Source organism: Paractinoplanes deccanensis, from assembly GCF_016862115.1.
GTDB classification, from domain to species: Bacteria; Actinomycetota; Actinomycetes; order Mycobacteriales; family Micromonosporaceae; genus Actinoplanes; species Actinoplanes deccanensis.
This window is the reverse complement of sequence record NZ_BOMI01000002.1, coordinates 106888-124864: the sequence shown is the minus strand read 5'-3', so window position 1 is coordinate 124864 and position 17977 is coordinate 106888. Positions and strand designations below refer to the sequence as shown.

At 70.7% G+C, this 17977-nt stretch carries 14 protein-coding genes and 1 tRNA gene; 6 read left to right on the top strand and 9 right to left on the bottom strand.

Translation table 11 applies throughout. The features are described from left to right. Window positions 1–51: 51 nt before the first annotated feature. Window positions 52–4485, top strand: coding sequence for a CHAT domain-containing protein (locus Ade02nite_RS00610; protein ID WP_203759414.1), 4434 nt, complete (start codon window positions 52–54; stop codon window positions 4483–4485). Between the two features lie 30 nt (window positions 4486–4515). Here Ade02nite_RS00610 and Ade02nite_RS00605 read toward each other — a convergent pair whose 3' ends face one another. From Ade02nite_RS00605 to Ade02nite_RS00595, 3 genes are all read right to left on the bottom strand, one after another. Then, window positions 4516–5040, bottom strand: coding sequence for a mycothiol transferase (locus Ade02nite_RS00605; RefSeq protein ID WP_203759412.1), 525 nt, complete (start codon window positions 5038–5040; stop codon window positions 4516–4518). A 64-nt stretch (window positions 5041–5104) separates the two neighbouring features. Further along, on the bottom strand, window positions 5105–6148 hold the full coding sequence (locus Ade02nite_RS00600) for a S1 family peptidase (protein ID WP_203759410.1): 1044 nt from the start codon (window positions 6146–6148) through the stop codon (window positions 5105–5107). A 200-nt stretch (window positions 6149–6348) separates the two neighbouring features. Further along, a complete protein-coding gene (locus tag Ade02nite_RS00595) occupies window positions 6349–7875 on the bottom strand; it encodes a fibronectin type III domain-containing protein (RefSeq protein ID WP_239168411.1) in 1527 nt (508 codons plus the stop codon). A 96-nt stretch (window positions 7876–7971) separates the two neighbouring features. Between Ade02nite_RS00595 and Ade02nite_RS00590 the strand changes: the two genes are divergently transcribed. After that, entirely contained in the window at window positions 7972–8835 is an 864-nt protein-coding gene (locus tag Ade02nite_RS00590; protein ID WP_203759407.1) for a hypothetical protein, read from the top strand. Here Ade02nite_RS00590 and Ade02nite_RS00585 read toward each other — a convergent pair. From Ade02nite_RS00585 to Ade02nite_RS00570, 4 genes are all read right to left on the bottom strand, one after another. Further along, window positions 8832–9011, bottom strand: a complete 180-nt coding sequence (locus tag Ade02nite_RS00585) for a DUF4236 domain-containing protein (RefSeq protein WP_203759405.1) — start codon at window positions 9009–9011, stop codon at window positions 8832–8834. The genes Ade02nite_RS00590 and Ade02nite_RS00585 overlap by 4 nt on opposite strands. 79 nt (window positions 9012–9090) lie before the next feature. Continuing rightward, window positions 9091–9546 (bottom strand): RrF2 family transcriptional regulator, encoded by a 456-nt coding sequence (locus Ade02nite_RS00580; protein ID WP_203759403.1) that lies wholly within the window; start codon window positions 9544–9546, stop codon window positions 9091–9093. 59 nt (window positions 9547–9605) lie between these two features. Then, the gene (locus Ade02nite_RS00575) at window positions 9606–10460 is read right to left on the bottom strand and encodes a helix-turn-helix transcriptional regulator (protein WP_203759401.1); all 855 of its coding nucleotides are present in this window, start codon (window positions 10458–10460) and stop codon (window positions 9606–9608) included. 206 nt (window positions 10461–10666) lie between these two features. Continuing rightward, on the bottom strand, window positions 10667–11098 hold the full coding sequence (locus Ade02nite_RS00570; RefSeq protein WP_020514863.1) for an SsgA family sporulation/cell division regulator: 432 nt from the start codon (window positions 11096–11098) through the stop codon (window positions 10667–10669). Window positions 11099–11374: 276 nt separating this feature from the next. Here Ade02nite_RS00570 and Ade02nite_RS00565 point away from each other — a divergent pair, with 276 nt between their 5' ends. Continuing rightward, on the top strand, window positions 11375–11776 hold the full coding sequence (locus Ade02nite_RS00565; protein ID WP_203759399.1) for a TIGR02611 family protein: 402 nt from the start codon (window positions 11375–11377) through the stop codon (window positions 11774–11776). Window positions 11777–11827: 51 nt separating this feature from the next. After that, window positions 11828–11899: transfer RNA gene (locus Ade02nite_RS00560), tRNA-Val, on the top strand. A 685-nt stretch (window positions 11900–12584) separates the two neighbouring features. On the opposite strand, the gene Ade02nite_RS00555 is transcribed toward Ade02nite_RS00560, so the two are convergent. Then, on the bottom strand, window positions 12585–15053 hold the full coding sequence (locus tag Ade02nite_RS00555) for an SIR2 family NAD-dependent protein deacylase (RefSeq protein WP_203759397.1): 2469 nt from the start codon (window positions 15051–15053) through the stop codon (window positions 12585–12587). A 171-nt stretch (window positions 15054–15224) separates the two neighbouring features. On the opposite strand from Ade02nite_RS00555, the gene Ade02nite_RS00550 reads away from it, so the two are divergent. Beyond that, window positions 15225–15758: a hypothetical protein gene (locus Ade02nite_RS00550; RefSeq protein ID WP_203759395.1), complete on the top strand. Its 534-nt coding sequence runs from the start codon at window positions 15225–15227 to the stop codon at window positions 15756–15758. A gap of 15 nt (window positions 15759–15773) precedes the next feature. Here Ade02nite_RS00550 and Ade02nite_RS00545 read toward each other — a convergent pair whose 3' ends face one another. Further along, complete coding sequence (locus tag Ade02nite_RS00545) at window positions 15774–17000, bottom strand: MFS transporter (RefSeq protein ID WP_203759394.1); 1227 nt, start codon at window positions 16998–17000, stop codon at window positions 15774–15776. A 67-nt stretch (window positions 17001–17067) separates the two neighbouring features. On the opposite strand from Ade02nite_RS00545, the gene Ade02nite_RS50890 reads away from it, so the two are divergent. Further along, window positions 17068–17940: a hypothetical protein gene (locus Ade02nite_RS50890; RefSeq protein WP_239168410.1), complete on the top strand. Its 873-nt coding sequence runs from the start codon at window positions 17068–17070 to the stop codon at window positions 17938–17940. The last annotated feature ends 37 nt before the right edge of the window (window positions 17941–17977 follow it).

Sequence of the window (17977 nt, the reverse complement as noted above, 5' to 3'; positions counted from 1 at the left end):
GTGGTAGATGTGTCGGTCAGTGCTCTTTTGGGGCTTTCATGATCGATTGGCGTGGGGGTCCGGGTGGGTGTGGCTGGCGGGCCGGTCCGGGTGTTCCTGTCCTATGCGCACGAGGACGACGCTCACGCGGAGGCCGTGCGCCGGCTGTGGCTGTTGCTGCGGTCGCTGGGCGTGGACGCCAAGCTGGACCTGACGGCGACCGCACAGCGGCAGTTCTGGCCCGAGTGGATGGACGCCCAGGTGCGGGAGGCGGACTTCGTCCTGGTGATCGCGTCGGCGGCGTACCGGGAGCGGGCCGAGAACCGCGGCGAGGTCACGACCGGCAAGGGCGTGCGGTGGGAGGCACGGCGGATCCAGGAGCGCTTCTACGCCGACCAGGAGGCGGGGCTGCGGCAGATCGTGCCGGTGATTCTGCCCGGCGGTGACGTCGACGGGTTGCCGGGCTGGTTGTTGCCGAACGGTGCGACGGTCTTCCGGCTGAAGGAGATCTCCGAGGCGGGCGTCGAGAAGGTGATGCGGGTGCTGACCGCTCAGCCACGGGAGGTCGAGCCGCCGCTGGGCAAGGTGCCGACGTTGCCGTCGCGGGCGGGCGCTGTCCCGCGAGCTGGGGTGGCGACGGAGCTGCTGATCGAGGCCGAGGTTCGGGGCAGCCGCCTGGTGAGTGAGGTGTCGCTCGCGGGGTCGCCGGTGTGCCGCCGGGAAGCGGATCTGCCGGCGGGGTTGGACCGCGTCTGGCAGGTGCTGTCCGGGTCGCCGGTGGTGGCGCGGCAACGACTCGCCGAAGCGGGGCTCGCGTTGGCGGCGCTGGTGTTCGACGAGGTGGGGCAGCGGCTGGTCGCGGATCTCGTGGCGGGTCTGCCCCCGGGTGACGAGGTCGAGGTGGTGTGGCGCGCCGACGCGGCCGGGCTGCGGCTGCCGGTGGAGTTGCTGACGCTGACCACCACGGCTGGGGAACGGCTGGATCCGCTGGCGCTGCTGGGTGGGGTGAGTGTGCGCCGGCAGGTGCCCACGACCCGTTCGCCGGGGCCGGCGGGACTGGCGGGGCCGTTACGGGTGCTGGCGGCGGTGGCGGCCCCGGAGGAGACCCGTACGGCCAATGCCCCGTTGGATGTCGAGGCGGAGATGCAGGCGCTGCTGGACGCTGTCGCCGAGCTCGGTGGTCAGGTGCGCATCCTGGAGGTGGCGTCACTGTCGCAGATCAAGGCGGCGCTGACCGAGTCGGAGTTCCACGTGCTGCATCTGTCCGCGCACGGCTCCCCGACGACCGTGGAGCTCGAGGACGAGGACGGCAATCCTCAGCCGGCCGGCTGCCGCGAGCTGATGACCGCGCTCAAGGACGCCCGGGCGGGCGTGCCGTTGATCGTGCTGTCCTCCTGCGCCGGCGCGGCCGGCGGGGACGAAGCCCTGGCCGCCGCCATGATCGCTGCCGGAGCCGACCGGGTGCTGGCCATGCAAGCACCCGTCACGGACAGGTACGCGACCCGGCTGCTCGCCGCCTTCTACCGGGAACTCGCCGCACCCGCGGCCGGTGCGGCCGGGGCGCTGGCGAGGGCGCGACGGGACGTGGAACGGGTCCGGCCCGAGGAGGACCGCCAACCCCGGCCGGAGTACGCGGTGGCCACACTGCTGTGCGCTGGCCCGGACGAGCCGCTGATCGATGCCCGCCTGCCGCCGGTGGAGTTGACCGCCCAGGTGGTGCCGTCCGGCACCACCGTCCGGGAACTGGGTCTCGGCCAGCTGATCGGCCGGCGTTCCCAGCTGCGGGAGGCGACCGCGGTGCTGCGCCGCACCGGCCCGGCCCGGGAGCGGCACGGCGTGATCAGTGGCGTCCAGCTGACCGGGATCGGCGGGATCGGCAAGACCGCCCTGGCCGGCCGCCTGGTCACCCGGCTGCGCGCCGAGGGCCTGCTGCCGGTGGTCCACGACGGCCGATGGAACCCGACCGCCCTGTTCGCCGGCCTGGCCGACGCTCTCCAAGCAGCCCATCCCGATGATCCGATCGCGGCATTGCTCGCTTCGGCAGAGGTGCCCGACACGGCGAAGGCTGACCTGGTCGGCCGGCTCCTCGGATCCACCCCGGTCATCCTGGTCTTCGACGACTTCGAACAGAACCTGTCACCCGGCGGCGGGGCGTTTCTCGACCCGGCCTTCGACGAGGTGTTCACCGCCTGGTGCGAGGCCGCCGACACCGGCCTGATCCTGGTCACCTGCCGCTACCCGCTGACCGGCGAAGAGCGCTACCTGGTCGAGGTGCCGGTCGGCCCGCTGTCGGCCGCCGAACTGCGCCGCCTGCTGCTCAGGCTGCCCGCCCTTCGCAGCCTGACCGGCGACGACCTGCGGCTGCTCACCCGCGCGATCGGCGGCCATCCCCGGCTCATCGAATACGTGGACGCGCTGCTGCGCGGCAGGCCGGCTCGCTTCCGCGAGGTGCACACCAGGCTCAAGGCCCTGGCCGCCCGCGAGGGCATCGACCTGACGCGGCCCCGGCTGGTCGGCGAGGCGGTCGAGGACGCCCTGCTGCTGGGCGGCGCCGACATCCTGCTCGACGAGTTGCTCGGCCTGCTGACCGACCACGAGCGGGAAGTGTTGCTCCAGGTCTCGGTCAGCCGGGCCCCGATGACGCTGGACGATCTCGCGTACGCCCTGGCCGAGCCGGCATCGGTGCGGCAGCTGGCCGCCGAGCACGAGCGATTGACCGATCTCACGTTGCTCGCCCCGGTCGCCGAGGTCCTGGCTCATCCGTGGACCGCCACATTGCTCGAACGCCGCCCGGACGTCGATCGGCTGGGCCGCCACGAACGGGCCCTCAAGATGCGGATGCGCCGCATGGAGCAGCGCCGCCTCAGATACGAGGATCTCCTCGACATTCCGCGGCATTTGGCAGCCCTGGACCGGTACGACGAGATCCCTGGCTTCACCACACAGGTGGTGGCGGTGCTCGGCGGGGTATTGGCCGCGGCCGCTTACCTCGCCGAGATACGCCCTCTGATCCCGGCCACCGAGCGCGCCTGGGCCGCCGTCGCTCGTCAGGAGTTCGAGGCCATCCGCAGCAGTGGAGACCTCGCCAGCGCCGCAACGCTGCTGACCGACATGCGCCTACGCATCGAACAACGACTGGCGGCCGATCCCGGCGACGAGGCACACACAGCCGACATGGTTCTCTTGCTGATCAACCTCGGCGACCTCGCCATCGCCACCGGCGATCTCGCCACCGCCCGTCACCACTACCAGCAAGCCCTCGAACACCGGCCACGCAGTTCCGACCTCAGCCCGTGGTGGCAAAGCGTGCTCGCCGCTGGTCACGAACGGCTCGGCGGCGTCGCGGTCGCCGCAGGGAACCTGACTGACGCTCGGAAGCACTACCAAGCCGACCTCGACATTCGCCAGCGGCTGGTCGCCGCTGATCCCGGTGACAGCGAATGGCAGCGCGCCCTGTCGGTCAGCCGTAACAAGCTCGGTGACGTCGCGGTCGCCGCCGGAGATCTGGCCGATGCCCGGGAGCACTACGAGGCCGGCCTCGACATTCGCCGGCGGCTGGTCGCCGCTGATCCTGGTAATAGCGGGTGGCAGCGCGACCTGTCGGTCAGCCGTAACAAGCTCGGTGACGTCGCGCGCGCCGCCGGAGATCTGACCGGCGCCGAGCAGCACTACGAGGCCGGACTCGACACTTGCCGGCAGCTGGTCGCCGCCGATCCCGCCAACAGCGAATGGCAGCGCGACCTGTCGGTCGGCTACGAACGGCTCGGTGACGTCGCGCGCGCCGCAGGGAACCTGACTGACGCCCGGCAGCACTACCAAGCCAGCCTCGACATCGCTCAGCGGCTGGCCGCCGCTGATCCCGGCAACAGCGAATGGCAGCGCGACCTGTCGGTCGGCCACGAACGGCTCGGTGACGTCGCGCGCGCCGCTGGAGATCTGGCCGATGCCCGGGAGCACTACGAGGCCGGCCTCGACATTCGCCGGCGGCTGGTCGCCGCTGATCCTGGTAATAGCGGGTGGCAGCGCGACCTGTCGGTCAGCCGTAACAAGCTCGGTGACGTCGCGCACACCGCTGGAGATCTGACCGGCGCCCGCGAGCACTACGAGGCCAGCCTCAACATCGTTCAGCGGCTGGCTGCCGTCGATCCCGGCAACAGGGGGTGGCAGCGTGACCTGTCGGTCGGCCACGAACGGCTCGGTGACGTCGCGCTCTCCGCTGGAGATCTGGCCGATGCCCGGGAGCGCTACGAGGCCGGCCTCGACATTCGCCGGAGGTTGGCCGCCGTCGATCCCGGCAACAAGGGGTGGCAGCGTGACCTGTCGGTCAGCCACGAACGGCTCGGTGACGTCGCGCGTGCTGCCGGAGATCTGACCGCAGCCCGGGAGCGGTACCAAGCCTGTCTCGACATCGCTCAGCGGCTGGCTGCCGCCGATCCCGGCAACAGCGAATGGCATCGCGACCTTGCCACGATACAGGGCAAGATCGACGAAATCCGAGAAGGCTGAAGAGTCGCGTCGGCCGTCGAAGCCGGCCGGCTAACCGCGATCGGCGCGGAGCACGTCCAGCATCAGGTCGAGGTGGCCCCGGTGCTGGGCCGTCTCGCGGATCATCTGGGTCCAGAGCCAGCGCAAGTTCACCGGCGCCTTGCCGAAGGACGGGAGCGCCGCCCGCGCGTCCAGGCTGTCGAAGCGGGCGACGGCGGCCCGGCTGCGGTCGCACGCGGTGGCATAGAGCGCCCGCAGCGACTCCACCGAATCGTCGGCGGCCGAGCGCCAGGCCCACTCCTCTCCCGGCGGGGCCGAGGCCCACGGCTCGGGGTAGGGGTCGCCGAGCAGCGTGTGGGTGAACCAGAGGTCTTCCATGTGGGCGAGGTGCTTCACGATGCCGCCGATGGTCATGTCGGTGGCCGGCAGCAGGCGCTCGGCGGCGGAGGCGTCGTCCAGGCCGTCCAGGGCGGCGAGCGTCCACTCGCGGTGCTGGTCGAGGAACTGGACGAGGGCGTCGCGCTCGCCGGGACGCAGGTGCGGGTACGGGTCGCTCACCGGATCTGCCTCGCGCATGGGTCGATTGTGGACAGCGAACGGCCCCGCTTCCAGGGAAGCGGGGCCGTTCTCGCGGATGCTTCTAGTAGACCGACACGCCGTAGACGCTCAGCGCCTCGGTGACCGGCTGGAAGTACGTGGTGCCGCCGGTGCTGCAGTTGCCGCTGCCGCCCGAGGTCAGGCCCAGCGCGGTGGTGCCGGAGTAGAGCGGGCCGCCGCTGTCGCCGGGCTGCGCGCAGACGGTGGTGCGGATGAGGCCGGAGACCGAGCCCTGCGCGTAGTTGACCGTGCTGTTCAGCGCGGTGACGCGGCCGGAGTGGGTGCCGGTGGTCGAGCCGCGGCGGTAGACGGTCGCGCCGACGGCCGGGGTGCCGGCGGAGGTGATCTCCTGCGAGCCCACGGTGCCGCTCTTGGTGATGGTCGTGTTGGTGTAGCGGACGATGCCGTAGTCGTTGCCCGGGAAGCTGCTGCCGGCCCGGGTGCCCAGGGTGGTGGAACCGTTGGTCCAGGTGGAGCCGGCGTTGGTGCAGTGGCCGGCGGTCAGGAAGTAGTAGGTGCTGCCGCTGCGCACGTTGAAGCCGAGCGAGCACCGGCTGCCACCGGTGTAGATGGCGTCACCGCCGGAGATGGTGACGGAGAGCTCGCCGGGGGTGGACTCGATGCGGGCCCGGTCGCCGAGCTTGGCCACGGTGGCCTGGACCGCGGCGAGCTTCGCGCCGGTGACCGTGCTGTCGACGGTGACGACGACCTGGTTGCTGACCGGGTCGACGGCGAAGGCGGTGCCGGGCGTCTTGAGCTCGGCCTTCAGGGCGTTGTCGGCGGCGGCCAGCTCGGCGCCGCTGCGGGAGACGAAGCGGGGCGTGGCCCCGGCCGCGGTGACCGAGCGGGCGGTCGCCGCATCGGTGACGTTGACGACCACCTTGCCGGCGGAGTCGATGTACGACCCGGCCGTGGTGGTGCCGAACTGCGCGTCGAGCTTCGAGGCGAGCGCCGACGGGGCGAACGAGGGGTCGGCGCCGGGCGCCGCCGCCGCGGATGACGCGGGCGACATGCCGATGAGAGCGGAGCCGACGAGCACAGATGCCGCCAGGCCGACGATCGGTCGGCGCAGCTTCCGGTTGAGCACGGTTCCTCCCGGGGGGATGGGATATACGCCTGATGCGGCGTACGAGGCTCAGTATTGGCCGACCTCGATGCATCCATCAAGATGCATCGATCCATGACCATGACCTGGCAAACCCGTCCTGAGCTGCCCCGATACGCACATATATCGCCGGTCGTATTACCGAACCGGGATGGCACGCACGGCCCCTCCGGGGGAACCTCCTAGCGCTTCGTGCAGGCCGGGACCGACTTGGCGATGCGGCTGCTCGAATAGGCCACGGAGACGACGAAGCAGTAGTTGAGGTTTTCGTTGAGGCCGTAGACGACGTAGTCGCCGCTGCCCGCCGGGAGCTGCTGGAACGGCTTCGGGTTCTGGCCGGCGCGGCCGCCGGAGACGAGGATCGGGCCCTCGGCGTCCGGCGGATAGGTCCACTGGAGCACGACGCTGTCGCGGTTGTCGCGCAGGCGCACGTTCTGCGGCGCGCCCGGGTCGGCGGCCGGTGGCTTGCTGGTGGCCGGCGGCGGCTTCGAGGAGGCGGCGGGCGGCGTGGCCGACGTCGGGGCGACGGTCGGCTGGGGACCGGTCGCGCCGTCCGCGTCGGGCAGGGTCAGGGCGACCACGGCGACGGCGGCGGCGATGCCCGCGACCAGCACGGCGGCCAGGATGAACGGCTGGCGGCGGCGCGGCGGAGGCGGCTGCTCGGTGCGGACCGGCAGGCGGGGCTCCGTGTTCGGCGGCGGCGTGTAGGTGCTCGCGGGGGCCGAGCCGATCGGCTGGGGGCGGCCGTCCGGGCCGTAGTCGGGCGCGCGACGGCCCGGCATCGGCGGCGGCGTGTCCGCGCGGGCGTGCCGGCCGGTCAGGTCGCCGGGCGCCTGGTGCACGTCGGCCAGATAGAGCGGCTGCTGGTAGACGGTGCCGTTCGGGTCGGTGGGGCGGTTGTCCGGCGGGGGCATGCCGGGGTCGTCCGACGGCAGCTCCGGCACGGTGGGACGCCGCGGGAAAGGCACATTTTGGACGCCGGGAGCGCCGACCGTGGTGACGCCCGGAGTGCACGAGTGCTTGGTGGACGGCGGCGCCGCGGCCAGCGCCGCCACCTGGCGCACCAGGGGATGGTCGGCGGGCAGGTAGCGCGCGCACAGCTCCTGTGCCTTGGTCAGGTGGTCACGGGACTCGGCCTCGCGGCCGCAGTCGCGCTCCATCGCGCCGAGCCGCGCGAGCATCTTGATGCCGGCGGGCGCGGCGTCACCGTACAGCCGGGTGTGCCGTCGCCAGGCGGCGGAGAGCCGTCCGCGGGCGGAGTTGCAGTGGCCGGCGGCGTGCTCGGCGGTGGCGAGGTCGGCCTCGGCGGCCAGCACGCGCGGGGTGTCCGGGCCGTCGATCTCGGCGAGGTCGCCGACCAGCCGGCGGTAGACCCGGGCGGCGTGGCTGTGCTCGCCGACGCGCTGGAGGACGGCCGCGTGGGTGGCCGCCGCGGCGACGGCACGCTCGTGATGGGACCCGTGCAGGCGTTCCTCGGCGGTGTGCGCGAAAGCGGCCCAGTGACGCGCGCCGCGCAGGTCGCCGAGCGCGATCAGGATGCGGGCGTGCAGCGCGGCGGCGAGCGCGAGGTCGGGACTGGCCTGGCCGGGGTCGGCCGCGGCGGCGGAATCGAGCACATTGGCCAGCACCCGCTGGGCGCCCACGAGATCGCCCGCCGACGTCATGGTCTGGGCGCGCTGGGTGAGCTCGGCTAGCGGAGGAGGGGCCATATGTCTCATAGTGCTCGCGTGAACACCCTAGGTACAAGTCAGCAGGCGCGAACACCCAGTCCGATCCGCGCCGACAGGGCAGGATAGAAAGCAGACATGTCCTCGGAGGAGATCGCCACCGTCAAACGCGAGCTGCTGGTCCGCCACCTGGAGGCGTGGGCGCCCGCGGCGCTGCACCGCGCCCGGCGGGTGGTCTACGCGCACGGCTACGCCGACGCGGGCGGCGGCGCGTCGTTCCAGGCGGCCGTGCGGGTGCTGACAGACCAGGCCGATTTCGTACGGGGCCGCGAGCTGTCCATGGTGGCCACGGGCGCCGCGCTGCCCGCTGTCGACGCCCCGTTCCCGGTGCACACCGTGCCGGGTGACACGGACGCGATGCTGGCGGTCGCGCTGAAGGCGAGCGGTGCTCAGCGCGTACCCCTGCTGGGATTCCTGGATGGTGCCGCGGCGGGTGCCGCACCGGCGCCGTCGACAGTGGCGGCCCTGACCGCGGGCAAGCCGGCCGAGGTGCTACTGGTGCTGCCGCCGGGGTCCTCGGCCGATCCCTATCGCGCGGGGTGGCCGCTGTTCACGCAGGTGGAGCTCGCCGTCGACGACAAGCCCGGTGAGCTGCTGGTCTTCGCGACGACGACAGGCAAGAGCCTGGAGGGGTTCAAGGAGGCGCTCTGGGCGGTCGACGAGTTCGCCGGGGTGCGCTACCGCGACCCCGGCGACCCGGACCGGCACCTGATCGACATCTCGCTCACCCCGCATCCGGGGCCGCTGCGCCGCGAGATCGTGGCGTTCCTGGAGCGGACCGGCTCGGCGACCGTGACGGAGCTGCGGACCTTCGCGCTGACCGAGACGGTCTATCGGGCCGCGGACGCGACCCGGGTCGTGCACGCGCTGGTGGACGCGGGGACGGTCAGCCGTACGCCGGCACACGGCCGGCTCGGCGGAGATGTCGTGATCTCGCGTTAGGACCGGCTCTTGTCCTGCTTCCAGGACAGCGGGCCGGGCAGGTCGACGCGGTGCGCCCGGGTGCGCGAGTTCCACGACCAGCGGCCGATCTTGAAGCTCCAGGACGAGAAGCCGTTCTCGGTGAAGTTGAGGATCAGCGGGCCGAACTTCTTGCGGCTCCGGAAAACGAGGCCCATCGCTATGTCCCTTCGTGGGGGGTTTCGGGGATGAGCCGTCGATTCCCGATGCGCCGAATCGGCAAACGTCACGCGGCGATCAGCGAGGCTGCCACGCGTCCGGGCGGGTCGTGAGCTTGCGGACGTGGGCTGGCATCCGGCCGCTGATCAGCTCGGCGAGGCTCACCTCGTCGACGACCTCGCGGACCGCGGCACGCACGGCGACCCAGAGATTGGGCAGATTTTCGGCCGCGCCCGTGTATTGAGTCTCCTCAGGACGCAGGCCGCGGACCCCGGCGAGCGGGCCGTCGACCGCGCGCAGGATCTGGCCGATCATCACATCGCGCGGTGGCTGTGACAGTGTGTAGCCCCCCTCGGCGCCTCGCTGGGCGCGGACGACACCCGCGCGCCGCAGGTCGGCGAGCACCGCCTCGAGGAACTTGCGGGGCATTTCCTGGTCCTGGGCGATGGCTTGGGCGGACATCAGTGCCGGGTAGGCCCGCGCCAAACTGAGCGCCGCCCGGACCGCGTAGTCGCCGCGCGCGGAGATCTGCACTCACCCATAATGCCTCGTCGGCGCCAGCGACTCGCACATGCCCCACGGATATATGGGAATTACGCTCCGTCAGGTGGGCGTCGCTGTGCGGGTATGGCCTGGCGCGGCCCACGCGCGGCGTCGGCGCGGAACTGCCCCGGGCTCATGCCGACCTCCCGATGGAAGAAGCGGCCGAAGTTCGTCGGCTCGGCGAACCCCAAGTGGCGGCCCACCTCGGCCACGGAGAGCGAGGTGCACGCGAGCAGCCGCCGCGCCTCCAGGGCGACCCGATCGTCGACGACCTGCTTGGCGGTGCGCCCGGTGACAGACAAACAAGCCCTGGTCAGGGTACGTACGGAGCAGCCCAGCTCGTCCGCGTAGTCCTCGACCCGGCGGCTGTGCGGATGACCCGCCTCGAGCATCGCCCGGAAGCGCGTGTAGGTACGGCTCTCCGGCCCGGCGGGCTCGGCGCCGCCGAGCAGCGCGATGCGCAGCAGCAGCACCCGGAGCTGCTGGCGCAGCAGCTCGCCGGCGAGCGGGCCCTGCCGGTGCCGCTCGCAGTCGACCGCCAGCTGGGCGAATTCGCTGATCACCGCGTCCTCGTCCTCGCCGCGCAGCTGCCAGCGGCCGGTCGACGCGGGCTCCTCGTCGCCCGCCAGATGGGGCGCGAAGGTGACCGCCGAGGCGGTGAGGCCGTTGCGGCCCACCCGCAGCGCCTGGCCCGGCCGGATCCAGAGCAGCGTGCCCGGCCGGCAGTTGTGCGCGAAGAAGTCCACCTCGACCGCGCCGTGGCCGGCCGTGGCCAGCAGGAGCACGTGGAACGGGAGGCGGTCGGGCGCCCGCGAGCCGGTGGCGTCCAGCGCGCAGGTGCCGACACCCGCCCAGCCGGGCGGTCGGAACGTGGTCGCGGCGTCGCGCGAGGCTGCAAGGGACATCGCGCCGACGGTAACCGGCGATGACCAGCGACGCATCCCTGGTCGGGGCTCTGTTTTCCAAGGTCGCGGAGTTATTCACCGTCGTACAGAGAAATGTCCGTTTCTTGACCCGGATTCCGCTATTTGTCCGGTTGTTGATTTTTACGCCAGAAAAGAGCGACCCGCGCGGACCGGCAGTGTCCGCGCGGGTCGCTCTTCGTTGACCTTTATCTCCCGGCGAGCAGCCGGTTGACCGCCGCGTCGACGTCCAGATGTTCCGATTCCCGGCCGCGCGGCACCACCACATAGGTGCGCCGGAGGAATCGGACAAGGACGCTGCGCGGCACTTCGAACAGCGCATTGCCGTCGGGCGACGACAGTGCGAGAGCGACGAAGTCCCCCCTCGGCGTGGCCCACGGCCACACCCGGACGTCGCCGATACCCGCGGGCTCATCGAGCCCGGTCACGAGCAGTTCCCGCGCAAAGGACCAGCTCACGGCTTCCCCACCGGCTGATTCTGCGTGGAACAACACGTGGACCGCGTACGGGTCGGCTGGGTCGTACCGCAGACTGGCGCGCACGGGCAGTGCCGTGGCGTCAGGCGCTACGAGCCGCAGCGAGGTCTCGACCTCGACGGTCGTTGGACGAATGGTACTCATGGACGAACTCCCCCCGGCACCGCTGCGAGGCTGGTGAACCCCGCGTTTCCCATACTCAGGTGATCCCTGTCGTTACGCTCCGCCATACGCTGATCTCACCCAGTAGTGGGAAGACGGTTCCGAAAAGCTCTTCGCACAAGACGTAAAGCGATATCTTGTCCTGTTCTGCCCAAGTACTCGGTTCCGCCCGGCGTCGGGTGGTCCAGCAGTTGACTTACTCCGGTAACGTCCATTCCTCCCGGGTAGTGACGGGGACCCGGAACACTGGGGGATGAAATGACTACGAAACCCGACGAAGATCAGTCCCCACTCGGTGTGCTGGACAAGATCCGCGCGAACCCGACCGGCAGGCTGGCCCTCAAGATCTCAGTAGCGACCCTCGGCGCCATCGTCGTCGCCGTGGGCATCGTCCTGATCCCGTTCCCCGGCCCCGGCTGGGCGATCGTGATCCTCGGCCTCGCCATCTGGGCCATCGAGTTCGCATGGGCCAAGAAGCTCCTCGAGTTCACCAAGAGACACGTCCAGAGCTGGACCCACTGGATAGCCCGCCAAACGTGGCCCGTGAAGGTCGTCGTCGGCCTGATCAGCTGCGTCTTCGTATGCGCCATCGTCTACCTGTCGGTGCGCCTGAGCCTCGGCATAGACCTGATCAAGGAGGGTCAGAAGCTGCTGACCTGACCCCTGATTCGCGAAGGGGCGGAGACGTCTAGTACAGTCAGTCTCCGTTGAGGGCGATTAGCTCAGCGGGAGAGCGCTCCGTTCACACCGGAGAGGTCACTGGTTCGATCCCAGTATCGCCCACGAGTCCGGGGCCGGAGTGTGCTCGCGTAAAGCGCGAGCCTTCCGGCCTCGTCTTGTTTGGCGCGACTTCGTCGCGCGGGCGGGGGCTTCGCCACCCGCACCCCCGCTGCCGGGTGCCGGCTGGGTGGGGGATTGGGGTGGAAGGGGCTTCGCCGCCTGCGCCCGCAGGACCTGGGTCGCGCTCTGCTCCTGAGAAAGGGCACGATCGATCCCATCATCGGCTACTGGCAGCCGATCGCCGAGGCCGGCGATCACAACGCGTCCGGGCGGATCGGGATGCTGCTGCACAGCGCCGGGAGGCTCGAGGAGGCCGGGCTGTGGCTCAACCGGGCCGCCGAGGGGAGACAGCCGTGCCATGGTCCTCTTGGGGTCGGTCCTGCTCGAGGAGGGAAGGCGAGCGGAGGCATTGCGGTGGAGCGTGGCGGCTCTGCGCGCCGACACCCGAGCCGTGGTGCCTCTAGCCGGGCTGCTTCTCCGCAGTGGGCAGTTCGCGACGCCGCGGTCGTAGATCAATCTCTTGCCGGCCAGGCGAACCCCTGCGTAGTCGACCGACTCTGCATAGTGGCCTCGCGTGGCGTCCGGTCCGGACTGTCTCGCCTTGGTCGTCACATCGGTGTGGCCGATCGAAAAGCACCAAGGCCTCCGCCTCGGCAGCCGGAACCGCTCACCGTGTCCGGATGCCCTTCTACAACGCCGCGAACTCCAGCCATCTGATCGGCGGGTCGGCGAACCGGGCGATCAGCTCGGCCCGCCCGTTCTTCAGGTTGACCCGCCACAGCGTGTTTTCGTTGCCGCGCAGTGCCGCGATGATCGAGTCTTCCCCGGCCGGCGCGGCCACTGCCCACATCGCCTCCTCGGGGAGCGCCGACCCCTCGACGGCGAGCAGTCCCTGTCCTTGGGCCGGGAAGGGCGCGCTCCAGAAGACCATCGGCTTGCGGGCGTCGCCCGGCCCGGGCTCGGCGCCGCAGACGAGCCGGAATCCGCCGGTCACGTCCTGCAGGCGTACCGAGTACGCGTTCTCGACCGGAAGTGGCAGGAAGGCGAACGGGTTCAGCCGGCTGCCGAGCAACTCGGCGAGGAGAACGCCACTTCGGTAGTCGTAACCGTCACCGGCGCGCCGATTGATCAGGATGGTCACGCAGAGCACGGCCCGGCCCGCCATCGAGGCGGGGTGGATGTCGCTGATGTGCACGGAGGTGAGGTCCGGTCGTGTCTCGTACGCGGCGAGGAACGTCAGCACCTGATCGGTGGTGAGAAGGGTGCCGCGCTCGCCGCGGAGCCGATCCCCGTCGTTCATGTCGTGCAGGACGAAGGTCGGGCCCGGCAACGCGGCGAGCTCCGCGAGATTGTTGTAGCCGAGGGCGAGGGCGTTCCGCGGGCCGAAGTCCATCAGGTACTCGATGGTCTGCTCAGTCAGCACGAACGTGTGGAGGGCGTCGCCCTGGACGATGTGCGCCACGGACTTGACCCGGCCGCCGTCCGCGCTTTCGTGGATCTGCGCCGGTTCGAGCGAGGCTTGCGGCTCCCACAGGTACGCGGCGCTCGGGCTGTAGCCGGTCAGGTAGGTCTTTCCGCGCCAGGCGATGGCCTCGATCCGGCGCAGGGCGCCGGTGCCCGCGCGGAGCGCCGCGGACGGCACTGCGAGGTTGTCCGCCGCCCGGATCTCGGCCCGGTCGCCCCGCGCGACGATCAGTGACGGTCCGGCGGGGACGCTGCCCAAGCCGGCCGCCGGGACGGGGAAGGCTGTGAACGGGTCGGCGGCCAGAACGGACTCCAGCGAGGACGCGAGCCGCTGGACGTTCTGCACGGTGTACGGCTTGTCGAGGGGATCGACATGGTCAGGATTGCCGAGCCGTTCCCCGCCCTCGTCAGCCGTGATCACGACTTCGCGGACGAAGTAGCCGAGATTGCTCTCCAGGAAGCCGCGGTGAATTTGCACCCCGCGCTGGTGGAGCGCATCCAGGAGGGGCTTCGGGAAAAGCTGCCATGCCGACCACATGCGGACGGCGGTGGCCCGGAACCTCGGGCGGCTCTCCTCATCGACCGGGCGATACGTGTCCCGTTCGAGGGTGACCCAGTGCATCGCCGCCCGGTCGACCATCGAACCGGCCACCCGCTGCAGGTGAAAGAGCTCCTGACGGCGGCGCTCGGCGGAGGCTGATCGGTCGGCGAGCACCTGGGCGGCGGCGTCCGCCACCGTGATCGTGCGGTGTTCGCGCGGGACCACCTGGTCGAACAGCTGCGCGAGCAGGGCGGTGTCGCCGGGGTCGTGGCGCTCCACGATCTCCCGCGCGCGGGTCACCGCAGCGATCTGCGCCGTGCGGAGACTCGGGTTGAGGGAGCGGAGGAATTCGGGCAGCGTTCCCGGGTCCGGGCCGTAGTCGATCACCTGGATGCGCTGTCGGAGCAGGTGCGCCACTCGGTCCGGCGGGCACTCCGCGGTCGGCAGCAGCGCATAGTGCCGGAACTGGTTCTGTCCGAACGTCTTGCCGGCCCACGCGAGCAGCCGGCCGATGTCGGGGTCCTGCATGCCGTCGAAGCTGCACCCGATGAACAGCAGCGTGCGGTCCAGCCACAGGGCGCGCATCACCGACTCGTACGACTCTTCGGCCGCCAGCCGGTCGTAGTCCCCGGTGCCGAACACTACCGTGTCCGGTTTGTCCCAGACCCCGTGCAGATGCAGGACGCCGCCCGAGTCTCGCAGCGCCGCCTGCATCGACGCCGGCCGGTCCCAGGAGACGGCCTCGCGGGGCATCAGCGAGTCGAAGGAGAGGATCGGGTCGTAGTTCGTCGTGGCCAGCAGTGGGCACATCAGCTCGAAGACGGCCGACGGCAGCCGCCAGTCGCGGACCCCGCCTCGCTCCATCCGGAAGGCCCCGCGCAGCCAGGCGCCCCACTCCCGCAGGTCCTTCAGCCGGCCGGTCAGCAGGGCCGCGGCCGTGACGAGATCCCCGGCGTCGAGAAGGCGCGCGGCCTCGGCCAGCTCACCGGCGTCGACGGCTTTGGTCCGCTCGAGGTGCCGCCGGGCCGCGTCGACCGCCTCCCACCACGTCGGCAGGCCGGCCGCCGCGCGGGACACGCCGACGCCGACCACCGGCACCAGCCGCCGCTCGTTGAGCGCGGCGCGTATCTCGGACCGGACGTCATCGCTCACATCAGCCACCGTAGCCACGGCGACGATTCATCGCCCGTTCCGCTCGCAGCCGGGCCGCTCGACGGTGGCGATGACTAGCCCGTCAGGCACCCCTGTCGCCACTGAGAGCTTCCGCTATGACGCGCATCCGGATATGTAGCCGAGGAGCGCGGAGGACCTATCGTTCCGGCCATGATCCACCCCAAGTCCGCAGAGCAACGGAGTCGACACGGCACCGCGGCACTCGTCATTGCCTGCATAAGTTTGGTCTTGTCATCAGTCACGTGTGGTCTGGCAGTGCTAGGCGGACTCGATGACAGCGGAAGCTCGGATCGCCTTCCCTTGCAGTCGGAACCGGTGGTAGCCAGCGCATCTGAGCTGGAGGCCGTCGCCCACGTCACCTTGCCGCCCGGAACCGTGTTGCTCTCCGCTGCGTACAGCAACGGGCTGGAGACTCGGCTGTCGGCGAAGTTCCGTCTGCCGCGTTCCGAACTTGACGCGTTCGTCGCCTCGGGGCAGTTCACCGCTGCGCTCACACCGGGACTTCGGGCCGTGGGTGAAGCGGAGAACGTCGGCGGAGGCAACCTCTGGCACCCCGAGAGCGCCAAGACCGTTGCCGGCATCGACGAGGTAACTTCGACCTCCGATGGGACATCGCGTGCGGTCCTGCTCGACCTTGACTCGCCCAGCATGGTGACCGTCTACCTCTACGCCGGGCGCGGATGAGTTCCGACATCCTGTCTACGGGGTTCGGAGTGAGCGGATTCCGGAGACGATGGCAGGGAACGTCAAGGCGAGCACGGCCAACCGGATGAAGCCGGCGCTGACGAAGGGTGCTCGGAGGCCGAGATGCTGTGCGACGACGCCGCCGGCCAGGCTGCCCAGCGGCATGAGGCCCCAGCCGAGCATTCGGTAGACGCTGTTGACCCGCCCGAGCAGGTGCACGGGCACGATCTGCTGCCGCAGGCTCACGGTCACGACCCCCGTGATGGTCACCAGAAAGCCGCTCGCCGCCATGAGAGCGGCCATCGCGAGGCCGTTGGGCGCCAGGCCGATGGCCACATAGACCGCCGCGTTGCCGGCGTACGACGCGGCGAGCGCGGGCAAGGGACCGGCCCGCCGCGCGATGCGGTTGTTGACCAGGCCGCCGATGATCCCGCCGATGCCGTAGCCCACCAGCATGAGCCCGTAGGCGCGCTCGGTGAGATGCAGCGTCTGGGTGGCCAGCAGAACGAGCGTGGCGAAGGCCATCTGGAAGCAGAACGTGTTCATGCCGAGCATGAGGGCGAGCGTGCGGAGGAGCCGGTACCGGCGGAGCCAGCTCAGCCCCTCGGCTATCTCCACTCGCATGGGCCGGCGTGCGGGGCGATCGTCGCTCGACGCGGCCGGCATCATCGCCAGCAGCGCCGCGGACATGACGAACGATGCCGCGTCGACGCCGAACGGCAGGGCCGCGAGGGCGGCGAACAGGACGCCGCCGAGGGGCGGGCCGATGGTCGACGTGCCCAGGGACTGGGCGATGTATTGGTTGCCGTTGGCCCGGGGGAGGAGCCGGGCCGGCACATAGTGCGGAAGAACCGACTGGGCGGCGTTCGTGATGACGACCTGGGCCGCCTGGAGCAGGAAACCCGCGATGAGAAGCAGAGGAACGGTGGTGTGGTGGGTCAGCGCCGCGAGCGTGATCCCGGCGGCGACGACGGCTTGGAAGACCTGGCAACGCCACATCAGGGTGGCGCGGTCGTGACGGTCGACGATCGCCCCGGCCGGCAGCGACAACAGCAGCCACGGGAGGTAGGCGGCGGCGGATATGGCCGCTATCTCCTGGGGGTCGACGGTCACCGTGACGGCCAGCAGCGGCAACGCGGCGATGAAGACGCCGTCGCCGACGCTGTTGATGACGTTGGCCCACCAGAGCCGCCAATAGTCGGTGCCGAGTCTCGCGTCGCCGGTATGGAGAAGTCTGCCCACGGGAGATCAGCCTTCTCGGTGCCGCGGGCCGTGGACACGATGTAGCGCCGCGCTACACAATGCGGACGTGCCCTTGGCGGTTGATCTCGACGTCACGGAGCTGGCCGGCACCAGGTTCGCCGTGTCGCCGCTCGCCGAGACCATCGGAGGGCTGCTCCTGCTCGGCGGCTTCGGCGCGCCCGAGCCGCATCTGCGCTGGCTGCGCTGGGCCAGGCAGGAAGCGGACGGGCTGAGCCTGCCGGCCACCTGGCCCCTGCTGGTCAGCGACCGGCCGTCGTGGCCCGAGTTCCTCCTGCCCGCGCCGGACGGTGTCGAGACGACGATCGACGAGGACCTGGCGGCGCTGCGGCGTACCACGGCCGGGCAGGTGCGGGCCGGCCTCGCGCGCACCTTCGGCGACGATCCGCCCCCGGCGGCGGCACGGCTCGCGAGGCGCCCGGCGGCGGGGTTGCGGCAGATCGCCGGCGAGCTGCGGGCGGCGTACGACCGGCTGATCGCGCCGCATTGGCCGCGGATCCGCGCCCTGCTCGACGCCGACGTGGCGCATCGCGCGTCGCAGCTGACCGCGGGTGGCGCCGATCGGCTCTTCGCCGCGCTGCACCCGGACGTGCGCCCGGTCGTTCGGCGTCACGCCGAGCGCGGTCTCCCAGCATTTGCGGGTGCTGCGCGACGCCGGCCTGATCGCGGGGGTACGCAGCGGGCGTCGAGTGATCTATCTGGTGACCACCGTCGGTCAGGCTCTGCTCGACTAAGTGATGAATATCACTGTTTAGGCGGTGGATACCTAGCGTTGCTGCACCTGGGACGCGCGCCCGGAGTGACCAGGAGATCTGCTGTCGGTCAACATCACTCTGCGTCCAAGATCGGGTGCCATGCGTCGCGAAGGCGTTCCGGGTCTGTGCTCACAGGGACAGCACAGCCTTTACATAGGAGATCTTGATTTCTTATGTTCCTTCCCCGCGACCGTGCGGTGTGGA